Annotated in this window: 10 protein-coding genes; 9 read left to right on the top strand and 1 reads right to left on the bottom strand. The window is 46.9% G+C overall.

From position 1 onward, the window contains the following. Window positions 1-79: 79 nt before the first annotated feature. From DWX57_RS10600 to DWX57_RS10580, 5 genes are all read left to right on the top strand, one after another. Window positions 80-589: a CinA family protein gene (locus tag DWX57_RS10600; protein ID WP_055146826.1), complete on the top strand. Its 510-nt coding sequence runs from the start codon at window positions 80-82 to the stop codon at window positions 587-589. 62 nt (window positions 590-651) lie between these two features. Next, entirely contained in the window at window positions 652-1335 is a 684-nt protein-coding gene (locus DWX57_RS10595; protein WP_243106220.1) for a metallophosphoesterase, read from the top strand. Between the two features lie 168 nt (window positions 1336-1503). Continuing rightward, window positions 1504-3612 (top strand): glutamine synthetase III family protein, encoded by a 2109-nt coding sequence (locus DWX57_RS10590; RefSeq protein ID WP_120124095.1) that lies wholly within the window; start codon window positions 1504-1506, stop codon window positions 3610-3612. Window positions 3613-3858: 246 nt separating this feature from the next. Beyond that, a complete protein-coding gene (locus DWX57_RS10585) occupies window positions 3859-5907 on the top strand; it encodes a DNA topoisomerase (protein WP_243106219.1) in 2049 nt (682 codons plus the stop codon). Window positions 5908-5982: 75 nt separating this feature from the next. Then, the gene (locus tag DWX57_RS10580; RefSeq protein WP_120124092.1) at window positions 5983-6672 is read left to right on the top strand and encodes a UDP-N-acetylglucosamine pyrophosphorylase; all 690 of its coding nucleotides are present in this window, start codon (window positions 5983-5985) and stop codon (window positions 6670-6672) included. 104 nt (window positions 6673-6776) lie between these two features. Here the strand turns inward: DWX57_RS10580 and DWX57_RS10575 are convergent, their stop codons facing one another. Continuing rightward, entirely contained in the window at window positions 6777-7259 is a 483-nt protein-coding gene (locus DWX57_RS10575; protein WP_055146811.1) for a hypothetical protein, read from the bottom strand. A 119-nt stretch (window positions 7260-7378) separates the two neighbouring features. On the opposite strand from DWX57_RS10575, the gene DWX57_RS10570 reads away from it, so the two are divergent. The 4 genes from DWX57_RS10570 (at window position 7379) to DWX57_RS10555 (ending at window position 17381) form a co-directional block, all read left to right on the top strand. Next, complete coding sequence (locus DWX57_RS10570) at window positions 7379-11083, top strand: PD-(D/E)XK nuclease family protein (RefSeq protein ID WP_120124090.1); 3705 nt, start codon at window positions 7379-7381, stop codon at window positions 11081-11083. A 4-nt stretch (window positions 11084-11087) separates the two neighbouring features. Continuing rightward, a complete protein-coding gene (gene addA / locus DWX57_RS10565; protein ID WP_120124300.1) occupies window positions 11088-14930 on the top strand; it encodes a helicase-exonuclease AddAB subunit AddA in 3843 nt (1280 codons plus the stop codon). Between the two features lie 68 nt (window positions 14931-14998). Then, window positions 14999-15724, top strand: coding sequence for an ABC transporter ATP-binding protein (locus DWX57_RS10560; protein ID WP_022216895.1), 726 nt, complete (start codon window positions 14999-15001; stop codon window positions 15722-15724). Next, on the top strand, window positions 15711-17381 hold the full coding sequence (locus DWX57_RS10555) for a hypothetical protein (RefSeq protein ID WP_055223398.1): 1671 nt from the start codon (window positions 15711-15713) through the stop codon (window positions 17379-17381). The genes DWX57_RS10560 and DWX57_RS10555 overlap by 14 nt, the downstream gene beginning before the upstream one ends. Window positions 17382-17390 lie beyond the last annotated feature (9 nt).

The raw sequence follows: 17390 nt of genomic DNA, 5'->3' as shown, positions 1-17390 counted from the left end.
GTATATCATCCCGCTTGACGTATTTGAGGAAAGTTACTATTCTAAAAGTGAAAAGGAAAAGAAGGGGAATAGACGCTTTATGGAGAATGAATGCAATATAGAGAATAAGATCAGAATGAATTACCGGCATCTCACACAACTTCTTATCTCCCGCCACCTAACCATCACCACCATGGAATCCGCCACATCAGGGCAGATAGCTTCCCTCATCACCGACACGGAAGGTTCCTCTGCAGTGTTGAAAGGTGCATTTATCACCTACTGCAATGAGGCGAAGATCATGCAGGGGGTTCCCGCAGAGATTATAGACAAGTATACAGTCTATTCAAAGGAAACTGCAGGTTCAATGGCGCAGGTGTGTAGAAAGGCGTATAATGCGAATATAGGGATCGGCGTGACTGGAACCATGGGAAATGTGGATCCGGCAAATCCAGACGCTTCGATTCCGGGACAGGTATACTTTGCCATAGACATAGATGGCGATGTGGAAGAGTATTATGTGGAGCTTCCACCTCAGCCGACAAGGCTTGCGTACAAGCTTGCTGTGGCGGAGGAGATATATGAGGAGCTTATTAAGAGGCTGGACTGATAGAACGATTATCAAAGGAAGAATAAATGCTATATCTCATATCCGACATCCACGGAGATGTCATGTCATTCAGAAAAATGTTGAAAAAGATAAGCTTTGATCCAGCCGTGGACAACATGATAGTCATGGGAGACATATTTGACTGGAACGATGAGGGAATTTCTCTTCTTGAGTTTATGTCGGACTATCTTGTGGATGGTTCGATGCAGCTCATAAAGGGTAATCATGAGCTGTTTGCCCAGATGTACATAGAGGGAAGCATGTCAGAGAGACAGTGGATCATATTCGGCGGTGGTGGAACAGTCAGAGATATCAAGAGGCTCAATGTGGATGAACAGATGAAGCTGCACGGGTATCTGGCTCATCTGCCACATTACACAGAGATACATTCGCCAAAGTACGGAGTTTGTGTTGTCACCCATCCGGGCATTCATTGTGGCTCGTATGTCAGAAATGCTGACAGGACGATCAACATTACCGAGTCTATTACGAATGCCGTGAGAAGAGATGAATACAGATTTCTCATCTCACCTGATATCCACAATGTTCCTTTTTCAGATAAAAAAGCATTTGACAGGTATGTGTTCTGCGGACATGTGACGACGAACAGACTCAATGAAGATCATTCCTACAACGTTTACGTGACACCTTACTATATGGATCTCGACTGCGGAAATGGGGAGAGATACAGGGGCGGAAAGCTGGCGTGCTACTGTGTGGATGAGAACAGTGCAATATATGTTTGATAAATTTTTTAAAATTAGGGGTTGATTTTTGAAAGAATATGGAGTATTTTATATTCAACAATTAGATGATACGAAATGGACAAAGGTGTTCTCAATAAGGAGGACACCTTTCTCTTTTTTTGAGGATACGTTAAGGATTCATTTTAATCAGGAAAAGGAGTAGTAATTATGATGAACAAAATTTCAGCCGTATTTGGCTCACACGTATTCTCAGATCAGGTCATGAGAGAGAGACTTCCAAAGGCAGTTTACAAGTCACTCAAGGCGACTATTGACAAGGGCGAGCCTCTCGATACATCAATCGCAGATTCAGTTGCAGCAGCCATGAAGGAATGGGCAATGGAGCTTGGTGCAACACATTATACACATTGGTTCCAGCCACTTACAGAGACAACAGCAGAGAAGCACGACTCATTCGTAAGCACAGTCGGTGATGGCGGCGTTATCCTTCAGTTCACAGGCAAGGAGCTCATCAAGTCAGAGCCGGATGCTTCATCATTCCCTTCAGGCGGTCTTCGTGAGACATGTGCTGCAAGAGGATATACAGCATGGGATTGTACATCACCAGCATTTGTAAAGACAACAGATGAGGGAACATGCATCCTCTGTATCCCGGCAGCATTCACATCATATACAGGAGAGTCACTTGACTACAAGACACCTCTTCTCCGTTCAATGGATGCCATCAGCAAGGAAGCCCTTAAGGCTCTTGCAATGTTCGGCAACACAACAGCCAAGAAGGTTACTTCATCAGTTGGTCCTGAGCAGGAGTACTTCCTGATAGATAAGAAGAAATTTGCAAAGAGAACAGATCTTAAGCTCTGCGGTCGTACACTTTTCGGAGCAATGCCTCCAAAGGGTCAGGAGCTTGATGATCAGTATTTCGCAGCGATCAAGGATAAGATCGCATCATACATGACAGAGCTGAACGAGGAGCTGTGGAAGTACGGCATCCTTGCAAAGACACAGCACAATGAGGTCGCTCCTGCACAGCATGAGCTTGCTCCAATCTTCTCGACAACCAACATCGCCACAGATCAGAACCATCTGGTTATGGCAACCATGAAGAAGATTGCTGCAAAGCATGACCTTGAGTGTGTACTTCATGAGAAGCCATTTGCCGGGGTAAATGGTTCAGGTAAGCACAATAACTGGTCAATCTCAACAGATGAGGGTGAGAACCTCATCGATCCAGGCAAGCATCCTGAGACAAATCTTCAGTTCCAGTTCTTCCTGGCAGCGGTTCTTGCAGCAGTAGACAACAACGCTGAGCTCCTGAGACTTTCAGCATCATCAGCAGGAAATGATCACAGACTTGGCGCAAATGAGGCACCTCCAGCAATCATCTCAGCATTCCTTGGAGAGCAGCTCCAGTCGATCGTTGAGCAGATCATCGAGAAGGGTGAGGCTACAGAGTCACCAAAGGGCAAGACATATGTATCAGGTGCATCAACACTTCCTACATTTACAATGGATGCCACAGATAGAAACAGAACATCACCATTTGCATTCACAGGTAACAAGTTCGAGTTCAGAATGGTTGGTTCAACACAGTCCATCGCATTCCCAATGATGGTACTTAATACAATAGTTGCAGATCAGATCAAGAAGATGACAGATGAACTTGAGGGTGCTGACGATTTCGAGACAGCCTGCAAGGCACTCATCAGAAGAGAACTCACAGCACATCAGAGAATCATCTTCAATGGCAATGGTTACTCAGATGAGTGGGTTGAGGAGGCAGCAAAGCGTGGTCTTCCAAATATCAAGTGCATGGTTGATGCTGTTCCTTATCTTGCAGCAGATAAGAGCGTTAAGATCTTCGAGAACCTTGGAGTTATGGATAAGGCAGAGCTTGAGGCGAGAGCTGATGTAATGCTTGAGAACTATGCAAAGAAGATCAACATCGAGGCACTCACTATGATAGAGATGTCTAATGAGGAGATCATTCCTGCAGTTATGGAATATCAGGCAGAGCTTGCAAAGGGCGCAGCTGAGATCAAGGCTCTCGGAATTGATCCTACAGTTCAGGTATCACTTCTGAACACCATCTCAGAGAAGCTTACAGAGCTCAAGAGCGCTACAGTAGTCCTTGAGGAGCTGGTTGCAAAGGCAGCAGATTACGAGGGAGATACAGAGGCTTGGGCTAAGTACTTCCACAACACAGTATTTGCAGCATTTGACACAGTGAGAAAGCCAGCTGATGAGCTTGAGAAGGAACTTCCAAAGACAGCTTGGCCATTCCCAACATACGAGCAGCTGTTATTCGAGCAGTAAAACATAGATTGAGTTTGCTAATCCTACTAAATTCTATATAAAATAGCTTGGAGGCATCCTGTCTGCGCATGTCGCAGGCGGGGTGCTTTTGCGCGTTAAAATCCCGTCAAGCGCGCACATGCGAGAGCTTGCCCCTTACTTCAAATTCTGCTATTATATACAGATGTGTTGTGATGTATTTTTGCACCGGCCACGGCATAAACAGGATCATGTGTGTGGCGGATGCTGAAAGAATAGGAGCATAATTTGAAGAATTTATATATAGCAGAGAAGCCCAGCGTGGCGAGGCAGTTTGCCGACGTGCTGGGGGTGAAGGGCAATGCGGGAAATGGTTACCTGGAGTCGGATACAGCGGTTGTCACATGGTGTGTCGGACATCTGGTCACCATGAGCTACCCGGAGGTCTACGATCCGAATCTTAAGAAGTGGAGCCTTTCAACTATTCCATTTATTCCAACTGAATACAAATATGAAGTTCTTCCTGACACAAAGAAACAGTTCAATATCGTTGCGGGATTGCTTACCCGCGATGACATAGGCTGTATCTATGTGGCAACGGATTCAGGACGAGAGGGAGAATACATATACAGGCTTGTGGATTCCATGGCTCACGTAACCGGCAAGGAGAAACGCCGTGTGTGGATCGATTCACAGACCGAGGAGGAGATCCTCAGGGGAATCCGTGAGGCGAAGCCACTCTCAGAGTACGACAGTCTCAGCGACGCAGCGTACCTTAGGGCCCAGGAGGACTACCTTATGGGTATCAACTTTTCAAGGGCGCTGTCGCTGAAGTTTTCAAATGTAGTCCAGAGGTATCTCGGCATGGACAGATGTGTCATAGCCGTGGGCCGTGTCATGACCTGTGTCCTCGGTATAATAGTGAAGAGAGAGCGTGAGATCAGGGAGTTTGTAAAGACTCCGTTCTACAGACTCGTTGCAAATGTGGGCGAGGAAGGACAGACATTTGATGCAGAATGGAAGGCAGTGAAGGGCACAAAGTATTTCGAGTCGCCTCTTCTGTATAAGGAGAATGGATTTAAAGAGAGACCCGCAGCGGAGCAGCTTCTGGCGGAGCTGAAGGCAGGGGAGCCCGAGGCTGTGGCCCAGGCTGTGGAGCGCAAGAAAGAGAAGAAACAGCCTCCGATGCTGTACAATCTGGCGGAGCTTCAGAATGACTGTTCATCACTTTTCAAGATCAGTCCGTCCGATACCCTCAAGATAGTCCAGGAGCTCTACGAGAAGAAGCTGGTAACCTATCCGAGAACAGATGCCAGAGTGCTGTCAACGGCCGTGGCAAAGGAGATAGGACGGAACATATCGGGACTTAAGAATTTCCAGCCTGTGGCAGAATTTGCACAGGGGGCCATGGAGAGCGGCACATATAAGGGAATCGCAAAGACGAAATATGTGAACGATAAGCAGATCACCGACCACTACGCCATCATACCTACCGGACAGGGCTTTGGAGCACTTAGAAGTCTGGCACCTACAGCTCTCAAGGTATATGAGATCATATGCAGAAGATTCCTCAGCATATTTTACCCTGCTGCAGAGTACCAGAAGGTTGCAATGACACTCTCCAAGAATGGAGAGAAGCTATTTGCCAACTTCAAATATTTGATAAACGATGGTTACCTCAAGGTGGTTGCCAACAGCTTTTCCAAGAAGAAGGATGACGTGAAGTACAGCCCTGAATTCATAGCAAGGCTTGCGAAGATAAAGAAGGGTGACAAGCTGAGCGTCCAGGGAATCGACATAAAGGAGGGCGAGACATCCCCGCCTAAGAGATACAACTCAGGATCACTGATCCTGACCATGGAGAATGCCGGACAGTTCATAGAGGATGAGGCGCTCAGAGAGCAGATCAAGGGAGCTGGAATCGGAACAAGTGCCACAAGAGACGGGATCATCACCAAACTGGAGAAGAACAAATATATATCGCTGAACAAGAAGACACAGATAGTGACCCCGACATTCCTTGGGGAGATAATATACGATATAGTATATTATTCCATCAACGGTCTGCTGAGAGCGGACCTGACGGCGAGCTGGGAAAAGGGGCTTGAGGGTGTCGCTGAAGGTCAGATATCCAAGCAGGAATACACGGATAAGATGACTACATTTGTCACCAAATACACAAACCTTGTGAAGCAGATACAGAACCAGAATGGAATAACAGGGGTATTCGACAAAACGAAGGTGTTCTACGCCAAGGGCGGAGGTGCCCAGAATAAGGATGCCAAGGCTCCCGCCAGAACAAGCTCAAAGTCAGAGAAGAATGCAGATACTCAGTGATTGAACATATGTATACAAAGGTGTATAACATAGTATGTATTATATGTGTATGTGATAGAAAAGGAGACTATTATTATGGAAGATATACAGTCAGTTGTAACAATAAAGGAGCTCTACAGCCTGGATCAGACCATGGCAAAGCCACTTCTTGAGAAGCTTACCTATCCATGGGAGGCACTTCCACTCATCAAGGGTTTCGTGCTTGAGCTTGGAAAGAGCCTGGATAAAGATGAATACAAAGAGGTGGATGAGCATGTGTGGATCCATAAGAGCTGTAAGGTGTATGGAACAGCGACCATCCTTGGACCGACCATCATAGGTGCAGGCACAGAGGTCCGCCCGGGGGCATTCATCAGAGGAAGCGTACTGGTTGGAGAGAACTGTGTTATAGGTAATTCCACAGAGCTTAAGAATGTCATCATATTCAACAATGTTCAGGTCCCTCATTACAACTATGTTGGAGATTCAGTTCTCGGTTTCAAGTCACATATGGGGGCTGGAAGCATCACATCCAATGTGAAGTCGGACAAGACTCTGGTTCACGTTAAGGGAAAGGTGAATGGACAGAACTTTGACATAGCAACAGGACTTAAGAAGTTTGGCGCAATGCTCGGAGATAATGTTGAGGTTGGCTGCAATAGCGTCCTCAATCCTGGAACAGTTATAGGAAGATTCAGCAACATCTATCCTGTATCAAGAGTCAGGGGATATGTGCCGGGAGGCAGTATTTTCAAGGATAAGGACAACATAGTTGCAAAGCAGTAACGAACGGATAAAACGGTGAGATAAATAAAGGACATATGACAGTATATAATGCAAAATATATACGGTCATATGTCCTTTTGTTTTGGCGGAAAGCACCGTGACAGCTAGTTGATCACGGCATCCTTCAGGGCGTTTCGTATGGAATCTATGATAAGTCTGGTAGTGTATGTGCTGTCTCCGGAAGGTGTTATATCGTCCACGGAAGATATGTAGTGAAGCTGAGTATTGATATCCTCGAGTGCCGTTTCAAGAAGTGGGTACATGGTGGTCACAGTCTCATCCACCTGTTTGAATGACACATCTGTGATGTAGTCCTCATCCACAGTGACCATGACGGACAGAGTGTTTTCTCCCAGAACAAGGGAAGATGAGTATGTCCCCGGTGTGTAATGTATCTCGTCGAGCTTAGGAGACGGATCAGTCTGGGCTGAGGTTGCGATGCTCCTGGCTGAACCACTGGTGTCATCCGAATCTTTGCCGCGGAACATGGTGATAAGTATAATGACAAATACGATCACAAGTGCCAGCAGTATGGCGGTGTATATGAGTTCTTTTGATTTTAATACGATAAGTTTAGTTGATGACATTATTTGCTCTCCCTGTTTTTTATATATTTTATTCACAAGAGAGCGATTTTATGAGAAAATTATTAGCAGATGAAAAAACAGCATAGATAACAGTATATTGAGGTGTAAGGAGAATACAGATGGCAATACAGTTTGTACTGGGACCCGCCGGTTCAGGAAAAACAGAATATGTGATAAAGAAGCTGATAGAGGAGTCGATGGCTCACGGAGACCTGAATTATTTGTACGTGGTTCCAGAGCAGTTCTCCATGGAGGCGCAGAGAGATATAGTGACCATGCATCCGAGGCATGGAACAATGAACATAGATGCCATAGGCTTCAACAGGCTTGCGTACCGGGTATTCGATGAGCTGTCAGTGAATCCGGGAAGGGTTCTTGAGGACTTTGGAAAGAGCATGCTCATCAAGAAGATACTTATGGAGTCACAGGACGAGCTCCTTGTGTATGGAAGCTATATCAACAAGATGGGTTTTATAGATGAGATGAAATCCATGATGTCTGAGCTGTTTCAGTATGCGGTTGACAGGGATTCGATCGACGCAGTCATGGACAAGCTGGATAAGGACAGTCTGGTATACAGAAAAATGCATGACATCAGGCTTATATATAAGAGATTTGAGGAGTACAACAGGGATGGCAGCTATATAGTTGCGGAGCAGCTCATTGAATTGCTGGCTGAATGCGTGGACAGGTCGGATATGCTGGCACACAGCCATCTGTATCTTGACGGATTCACAGGATTTACACCGGTACAGATGGATCTTATCAGGAAGCTCATGACACGCGTTGAGAGCATGATATTTGTATTTACGATAGATGCGTCGCAGATAGGCTTCACAAAGCCGAAGGAGTACGAGCTGTTCAGACTCACCAAGGAGACTGTGCAGGCGCTTGTGAGAATGGCGGGTGATGAGCAGGTGGACATACTGGATAATGTCGTTATGTGTCAGGATCGCAGACCGTACAGATTCGAGAAAAGCAAGGAGCTTGCCGGACTTGAGGCCAATCTGTTCAGATACCCCCATGGCAGAGTCACAGGCGATGACGGAGACATACATGTGGTCGCTGTGGACAGGGCGGCAGACGAGGCTGAGTATATAGCGGGAAGAATACGAGAGCTTGTCAGGGACAAGGGATACCGTTATAAGGATATAGCCGTGGTTGCGGGTGATCTGCAGGATGTGGCAAGGTATTACCGTCAGGCGATGGAGGAATACGATATCCCTGTGTTCATAGATGCAAATATATCTCTTAAGGGAGATCCGTGCTCAGACACCATAAGGGCTTTCCTCGGTGTAATGACGGACAACTTCTCATTTGACAGCGTGTTCAGGCTGTTAAAGTCAGGAATGACCGGTGTGGATCAGGACGACATTGAGAGGATGGAGAACTATGTGCTTCTCAGGAATCTCAGGGGTTACAGGAGCTGGACGAAGGAGATAACCGATGACAGGAATCCTGACTATGCGGCAGACATGGAGTCTATAAGAGCCCAGATCATGGAGCTTTTCTCGGACAAATGTATCGATGTGTGGAAGCCGGCAAGCCCTGGCTCCAAGAACACAGTGAGAACATATACGGAATCTCTTTACAGCTTCCTTGCGCAGCTTGATGTGTGTGGTAAGCTTGAGGCTCATAAGAAAGTGCTGTATGAGCAGGAGAGATGGGATGAGGGAGATGCATACGGAAGGATATTTGACAAGGTTGTTGCCCTGTTTGAGAAGATGGAGGCTATAATCGGCGATGAGAAGCTTACCGTAAAAGAATATGCGGGAATCCTGGATGCAGGCATAGCGGATATGGAGATCGGTATAGTGCCTCCGACTATAGACCGCGTGGTGGTCGGCGATATGACGAGATCAAGGCTCAACCATATAAAGGTGCTGTTCATGGCGGGAGTGAACGAAGGCATAATTCCGAAACCGGCCAAGAAGGGCAGGATACTCTCCGGTGCAGACCGCCAGAGCCTTGAGGACTACGGTATAGAGCTGGCCCCATCAGATAAGACAAATGCGTATATAGAACAGTTCTATATATACACCACACTCACCAAGGCGTCGGATATGATCTATGTGCTGTGCCGAAAGATCGGAGAGGATCTCAAGTCCATGAAGCCGTCATACCTGATAGACAGGATAAAGAATATATTCCCGGATATACGGACGGAGGAGTATGATGTGGACGGTCAGATGCCGGAGACTGCGGCGGGAGCGCTCAGATACATCATCAGACATTCTGATGACGCTGAGGCCGGGGAGACGCTGGACGCTGTCAGAAAACTGCTTTCGAAGATGGGATATGGCAGACAGCTCAGATCGATTAACTTCGGGCAGAATTATGTTAACTCGTCAAAAAATCTGTCTCCAGATACTGTACGCCTTATATATGGAGAGAATCTGGTGGAGAGTGTGTCCAAGCTTGAGCGGTATGCTGAGTGCCAGTTCAAGTATTTCCTGACATACGGACTTTCGCTCAGAGAGAGGGAGACATACAGGATAGGCGCTGCAAATGTTGGTAATATACTTCACAGCACCATGGAGAAGATATTCTCATTTGTCAGGATGTTCAGGGACAACGACTGGGTACATCTGGACGAGGCGGAGCTGGAACAGAAGGCGGTGGAATTTGCAAATGAATCTGCGGAGGATGAAGCCGGGCTGTACTTTGAGGATTCTTCAAGAGCGGCATACATGAAAAAGCTTCTGGCGGATGTTGCGTCGAGGACAGCCAGGACGCTCCGCACATTTATCAGATGTGGGGAGATGGACCCGGAGAATTTTGAGCGGCGCTTCAACACATCGGAAAATGCAGACAACATAGACAGATATATATTCAATCTTCCAAATGGACTCACGATGAGCCTCAAGGGAGTTATAGACAGAATAGATGAATTTACGGATGACAGGGATGCTTATTTCAAGATCATAGATTACAAGTCATCTGATAAGAAGCTGGATATAGACAAGGTGCTCGGAGGACTCCAGATGCAGCTCGTGACATACGGCGCCATAGCCTGCGAGCTTGAAAAGCGCAGGATGGCACAGCTTGGAAGACCTGGTGGTATACATGTGGGCGGACTTCTGTATTATACCTTTGACAATCCGGCATGTGACGTGACGGCAATGGGAGATAAGATCAGATACACCGATGACGGCATGGGATTTGCGGCCGATGACGAGGTGTTCGGGGGAGTGCTTGTGGACACCTTCGAGAAGAAGATACTTGAGGAGTCCAGATATTCAGGCCTGTACAATGGAGATAACAGGGCGCTGAAGGTCATGGACAACAGCTCAGCGACACTCAAGAACGGACAGAGCCTTGAGGAGACTCTTATAACAGATCTCATGGAGGCGAACCGCAGGAACATAGAGAGGCTTGCCGGCAGTATAGCTGAGGGAAGCATCGAGATAAATCCGGTCAATGAGGGCAAGGCAAATGCGTGCAAATACTGTGATTTTAAGGGCATATGTGCATTTGACAGCAAGTATTCAGGCAATTCATACTCCAGGATCTATAGGGGCGAGGCGGAAAATTACAACCGCAAAGCTGAGGATATAAAGAATATCAGGACTGACTACAGGAAGGTCAGGGGGGATATGGAGAAGGCTGTTAAGGCATGTGACAGCGCCAAGAAAAAGTACGATGATGCACAGAAGAAGGTCGATGACCGCGGCGATAAGGCAACACAGAAGATGAGGGAGACTCTCGAGAGCACCGGCAGGAAGCTTGCGGAGGAGAGGGCGCATCTTGAGGAGCTGCGAGAACAGGCTGAACAGATAGCGAAGAGAGCTGCAAAGTTTGATATAGAGATAAGTGAGGAATGATGGCATGGGAAAAGATATGAAGACTGACAATGGAATAAAGTGGACAGACCAGCAGGCACATGTCATCGACACAAGACAGGGCAATCTTCTTGTGTCTGCAGCGGCGGGCTCAGGTAAGACTGCGGTTCTCGTGGAGCGCATCATAGAGATGGTGGCCGGAAGGAATTCGCAAGGTGACAGAATAGAGGGTAGCGAGCCTGTGTCTGTGGATGAGCTCCTTGTCGTTACATTTACAAATGCGGCAGCGGCCCAGATGAAGGAGAAGATAGGACAGGCACTGCAGAAAAAGATAGATGAGATGATGGCGCAGGGAGACTATGACGAGCACCTTATAAAGCAGATGACGTTGATCAACCACGCTGACATCTGCACCATAGACAGCTTTTGCCTTAGGATAGTGAAGGAATACTTTGCGAGGGTGGAGCTCGACTGTGCATTTGGCATAGCGGACGACACGGAGATGAAGATCATAAAGCACGACGTGATGGATCAGGTCATGGAGATGTGCTATGAGGATGAATCGGTCGTGCCCGGTTTCGACAGGCTGATAAGGACATTTGCGAGAAATGAGAGCGACAGTGCCGTGCCGGATATAGTTGAGAGGATAATAAAGGTTATATCCAGCTATCCGGAGCCGAAGAAATGGCTTGCGCAGGCGGCGGATGCCATGAAATTTGCCGTGGACACATCATCCACTGAGGGGGAGAAAAGAAGAGCTGTCATGGAACTTCCGATGGTCAGAACATTTGCGGACAGGGTGTACATGATGCTCAGAACTGCGGATGATATGGTCAGGGAGTGCAAGAAATATGCAACTGAGGCATATGGCCTTGAGGCGTACGGCCTCCGTGTGGACAAGGATGCTGAGCTGATAACACACATGCTCAGAAGCTGTGGCGGGGAAGACGACCTGCACGTTGATCTGTTTGAACTCAGGGATATATACAGAACGTCGTTAAGACCGGAGGGACTCAAGATGGAGAAGGATGCCCAGGGCCGGAGTATATGCTATGCATTTGACAGATTTGTGAACCCGGGCGGTGGAGCTGACCCGGAGAAGAAGGAATTTGTCAAATCAAGGCGGGATGTGTATAAGTCGATCATAGACGACATAGTTTCGGTCGTCCTGGATGTGGATGACATTCTGAGGCAGGCAGCCATGACTGAGCCAGTGATATCATCACTTTTGAAGCTCACTGGGCTTTACATGGATGAACTCATGAAGGTCAAGATGGACAAGAATATGTTCGAGTTCCACGACATAGAGGAGTTTGCGTTCAGGATATTGTGCGATGGAATAGAGGATGGCAGGGCCGTTCCTTCAGAGATTGGAAAGGAAGTCTCAAGGCGGTACAGGGAGATACTTATAGATGAGTATCAGGACAGTAACTTTCTGCAGGAATACATTCTGGCAAGTGTGTCGGGACACGGTGAGGATATCCACAACACATTCATGGTCGGCGATGTTAAGCAGAGCATATACAGATTCAGAATGGCGAGACCGGATCTGTTCATAGAGAAGTATGACAGCTACCGCAGGCTGGGTGATGCTGACATAGCGGACCCGGACATAGATGGCAACAGCATACTGCTGACCAGAAACTTCCGAAGTGAGATAAATGTGTTAAAGACGGTGAACTCAATATTTGCCCAGCTCATGAGGCGAGAGATAGGAGACATAGAGTACGATGAGGGCGCAAAGCTCAATTCTAGATTTGCCATAAGTGACGGAGAAGGGATGACGGAGCCGGATGACGTGGATCATGGCCCTGTATCAGAGTTCATACTCATAGACAATAATATGAGAGAAGCGGATGTATCTGAGGAGTATGGCAATCCTGAGGTTGAGGCGAATTATATCGCCGGTAAGATACGTGATATTGTTGACGGAAGTGAACCTCTGTATGTTGGAAGTGGCGATGACAGGAGACCTGTCAGATATAAGGATATCGTCATTCTTCTTAGAAGCGTGTCCACAGCATCCACCATATTTGACAGGGTATTTCAGGAGAAGGGCATACCTCTTTACATTGAGAGCGAGAGTGGTTACTTTGATGCTGCTGAGATACGGACGCTTGTCGGCATGCTATCCATAGTGGACAACAGCTACGTGGATTACGACCTGGCTGCTGTCCTAAGGTCGCCACTGGTGGGCCTTGATGAGGAGGAACTTGCGGTTATAGTGGGTGAATACCGCAGCAGATACGAGAAGAACGGCACGGACTGGAACGCCAGACTTTATGACAAGGTCATAGATTATATGGACACCCATGTGGGCGAGAAAAAACACGCTGTGGACAGACTGTGGGAATTCCTTCACATGCTTGACTATCTCAAGAAGAATAAAAATTATATGTCCATAAGCGACATAATAAGATACGTGCTGGACACCACCGGATTTTACTGGTTTGTCGGTGCCAGACCGATGGGAAGAAGACGCCAGGCGAATATCGACATGCTCATCAAGAAGGCGGATGATTTCGAGGAGAACAGCAAGGGCGTGTTCAACTTCATCCGATATGTTGATGAGCTCAAGACAAATGATCTGGATTTTGCAGAGGCTGATGTGGTCAGTGAGAATGAGGACGTCGTCCGAGTCATGACCATGCACAAGAGCAAGGGACTGGAGTTCCCTGTTGTATTTGTGTCTGGGCTCGGCAAGGAGTTTAATCTGATGGACACCAGATCAAATGTGCTTGTCCACCAGGATCATTATCTGGCGTGCGACCAGGTCGACCTCAGAACAAGAGCCAGAAGAATGACATTTTTCAAGCGGATAATGAGTAAGAATATCGTTGCGGAGACCTATGCCGAGGAGATGAGAGTCCTGTATGTGGCGTTAACCAGGGCAAAGGAAAAGTTGTACATGACCGGGTGCGTGAAGGATGCAGATAAATTCAAGGCAGCCTGTGATATGTATATAATCGGAGACAGGATGAATTATGCATCTATCATGAAAGCAAATGGCTATGCCGCCTGGATATATACCGCGCTCAGATATGTGGGAGAGTGCGATCATGTGAAGAGCATCGGGGTGGAGGCCGACAGCTTTATGTCTCCTGAGACTGATCAGGATGAAGCAGAAAATATGACAGTGGAAGCCTCTGAAGCGAAGCTCGACAAAGAACTGTATGACCATGTGAAGAACGGACTGGAATTCAGGTATGGCTACAGACATTCGGGGCTTAAGAGTAAGATGTCCATAACCGAGATAAAAAGACTTCAGGCGCACGGTGAGGATGCCATTACACCGGATATCCTAACCAGCAGGGAGTACAGTGCCAGAAGTGAGGTCCCAATCCCAGCATTCATGAGTGAGGAGAGGATAGTCCATGGAAATGAGATAGGAAACATTTATCACAAGATCATGGAGCTTGCAGACTTCTCAGGGAAAACTGTTGCGGATGCGGAGAAGGATGTCGACAGAGTGTTTGAGCTTGGGTTATTTGATGAGGTGTACAGAGAGCGGATAAGACCAAAGAAGATATATAAGATGATACACAGTGAGATAGGACAGCGCATGGCGGCTGCGGGCAAGTCGGACAGACTGTACCGTGAGAGACAGTTCTACATGATGATGGAGCCCGGAGAAATAATGAGCTCACTTAAGGACTGCGGAGACGAGACGATAGTTGTACAGGGAATCATAGATGCCTACTTCGAGGAGGATGGCGGCATAGTTCTTCTGGATTACAAGACAGACAGCGTGAAGGATGCGTCGGAGCTGGTTAAGAGATACCATGTCCAGCTCGACAAATACGCCGATGTGCTTGAACAGCTCACCGGCATGAAGGTTAAGGAGAAGGTCATATATTCATTCTGTCTTGATACAACGGTAAACTTGTAAACCGTACGCTGAATTGATATAATAAGACCGGGTATGCAAAAACGATATAGTGATGAAAGGACATGCGCATGATAATAGCGGAGAATCTTAAGAAGGTGTATGGCGGAGACATTGTATCAGTTGATGATCTCAGTTTCCATATACACAAGGGTGAGATAGTAGGATTTGTTGGACAGAATGGTGCGGGTAAGACAACTACCATCAAGATGCTGACAGGTATACTTATGCCGACGGAGGGCAGAGTAAAGATAAATGGTTTCGACATGAGAGAAAAGCCGATGGAGGCCAAGCAGTCCATGGGTTATATAGCCGACAATCCTGATATATTTCTCAGACTTACGGGACTTGAGTATGTCAATTTCATCGCTGATATATATGGAGTATCGACCACCGAGAGAAAGCAGAGGATAGAGCAGATGGCTGAACGCTTTGGTATGGAGGACAGCCTGAACAGACAGATGGTCAGCTATTCCCACGGTATGCGCCAGAAGATGATGGTCATAGCTGCGCTTGTGCACAATCCACCTGTATGGATACTCGACGAGCCTATGACGGGACTTGATCCGAATGCGGCATATGAGCTCAAGAAGATGATGCGTGAACATGCCGACGCAGGAAACTGTGTATTCTTTTCAACACATGTTCTCGAGGTTGCAGAGAAGCTCTGCGACAAGATAATCATGATAAGAAAGGGAAAGGATATATACCAGGGAACTCTGGATGAGCTTGAGACACAGCACAGGAACAAATCTCTTGAAGAGATATTTGTGGAGATGACGCATGAAGAATTTTAGGATATTGCTCAGTATGATAAGCAGGAATAATGATATGGAGATGCCGGAGCACGGGGACAAGGCAAAGGCATATAAGGTCATGGGAATCATCGCCATGTGCTGTATAATGATCCCGTGCTGTATCGTTGTGGGATTTATAGTTTACATAATGACTGCCGCACTCATGGAGGCGGGAGGCTGTACAGAGGGACTCAACCTCGTTATCCAGCTCATGTCGGTGTTCGGTGTTATATTCAGTATAATGGTCATATTCAATCTGCTTTATTTTTCATCTGATCTTGATCATTTACTGCCGCTGCCTGTGAAACCGGCAGAGCTTGTGGCCGCCAAGTTTACACACGCATATTTTGCCGAAAGCGTCATGGAGTTTATGGTTCTCTTCTGTGGATTTATCGGTTACTTTGTAGCCGCAGAGATAAAGCCGGTATCCGTGATAACCTCATTACTTGGCGTATTTTTACTTCCGGTTCTGCCGCTGGTGTATTGTGGTATATTTGCACTGATAGTCATGGCGTTTTTCAGCAGACTCAAACTGCTCAGAAATGTGGACTTCATGGTGGGACTTGCGGTTGTAGTGTTTGCAGGCCTTTTCATATGGTCATTTGCACAGATGGACTCTGTGAATATAAATAATTACATAGACAGCCTTAAAAATGGTGACAATATATTCATAAAGGTAATGAACAATATATTTTTCACGGTTCCGCTGTTCCTGAAGGCATTGGGCAGTAACAACATCGTGTATATGTTGCTCTTTGTGCTTGTGAACGCTGGCTGTGTGGCACTTCTGTTTTTCCTTGGAAATCTGCTGTACCTCAGGGGCGTATACCTTGTGTCATCCACCGGAAGGTCAGGACGCCGCCAGAAGGAAGTTGTCGGGCTGCAGGACTTTGCCATAAAGACACCGTTCAGATCATATATGGCAAAGGAGATAAAGACACTGGTGAGGACTCCGGCATACAGGAAGTATTGCGTTGTGGTCAACCTGATATGGCCGATACTCGTTGTGGCATTGTTCAATATACCTGCAACTGCGGATTCAATCAGGGCATTCAGAGACACATTTGGAAGAGGGCTTTTCCTGGCTGACATGGTTATGCTGGTTGCGGTCATCGCCCTGGCATTCTTTGCAACAGCGATGAACAGTATCGCATCCACGGCGTTCACCAGAGAGGGAAGCCATATATCATTTATAAAGCACATCCCGATGACATATGATCTCCAGATCCGCGCAAAGGTCTGGGTTAGCATGCTGTTCAGCGGAGTGACGATCGCGGTTACCACGGTTATCCTCTGCATATATATGGAGTGTAGTGTTATAGACAGTGTGTATTATGTTGTGCTGGGAATCCTCGGCTCGGGCATTTGCACATACACAGGTGTGCTTCTCGATTCAACACATCCGAAGCTTGACTGGGAGGATGAATACGGTGCGCTCAGAGGCAATCTGAATGCATTCTTTAATATGGCTATTGCAATTGTTATAGCAATTGTTTTGTGTGTGGCAGGATATCTTGTTTTCAAGTTTACAATGATCCCGTCATATGCAGTATATATTATTTTCTTTATAATAATGGGAGCTATACTCGTTATCCTGCGCAGTATTACTATGCGCAGGAGTGCGTGGAATATAGACACTGATGTGTACAGTTATTAACAGGAGGCA

This window comes from Coprococcus sp. AF19-8AC, assembly GCF_003603115.1.
GTDB classification, from domain to species: Bacteria; Bacillota; Clostridia; order Lachnospirales; family Lachnospiraceae; genus Coprococcus; species Coprococcus aceti.
Note: the sequence above shows the minus strand (reverse complement) of the source record. Positions and strands in the feature narration are given on the sequence as shown.

Coding starts and splice junctions, on each gene's coding strand:
- DWX57_RS10570 (WP_120124090.1), top strand. CDS start 7,379: ATGGCAATACAGTTTGTACTGGGACCCGCCGGTTCAGGAAAAACAGAA.
- DWX57_RS10560 (WP_022216895.1), top strand. CDS start 14,999: ATGATAATAGCGGAGAATCTTAAGAAGGTGTATGGCGGAGACATTGTA.
- DWX57_RS10575 (WP_055146811.1), bottom strand. CDS start 7,259: ATGTCATCAACTAAACTTATCGTATTAAAATCAAAAGAACTCATATAC.
- DWX57_RS10555 (WP_055223398.1), top strand. CDS start 15,711: ATGAAGAATTTTAGGATATTGCTCAGTATGATAAGCAGGAATAATGAT.
- DWX57_RS10590 (WP_120124095.1), top strand. CDS start 1,504: ATGATGAACAAAATTTCAGCCGTATTTGGCTCACACGTATTCTCAGAT.
- DWX57_RS10595 (WP_243106220.1), top strand. CDS start 652: ATGTCATTCAGAAAAATGTTGAAAAAGATAAGCTTTGATCCAGCCGTG.
- addA (WP_120124300.1), top strand. CDS start 11,088: ATGGGAAAAGATATGAAGACTGACAATGGAATAAAGTGGACAGACCAG.
- DWX57_RS10600 (WP_055146826.1), top strand. CDS start 80: ATGGAGAATGAATGCAATATAGAGAATAAGATCAGAATGAATTACCGG.
- DWX57_RS10580 (WP_120124092.1), top strand. CDS start 5,983: ATGGAAGATATACAGTCAGTTGTAACAATAAAGGAGCTCTACAGCCTG.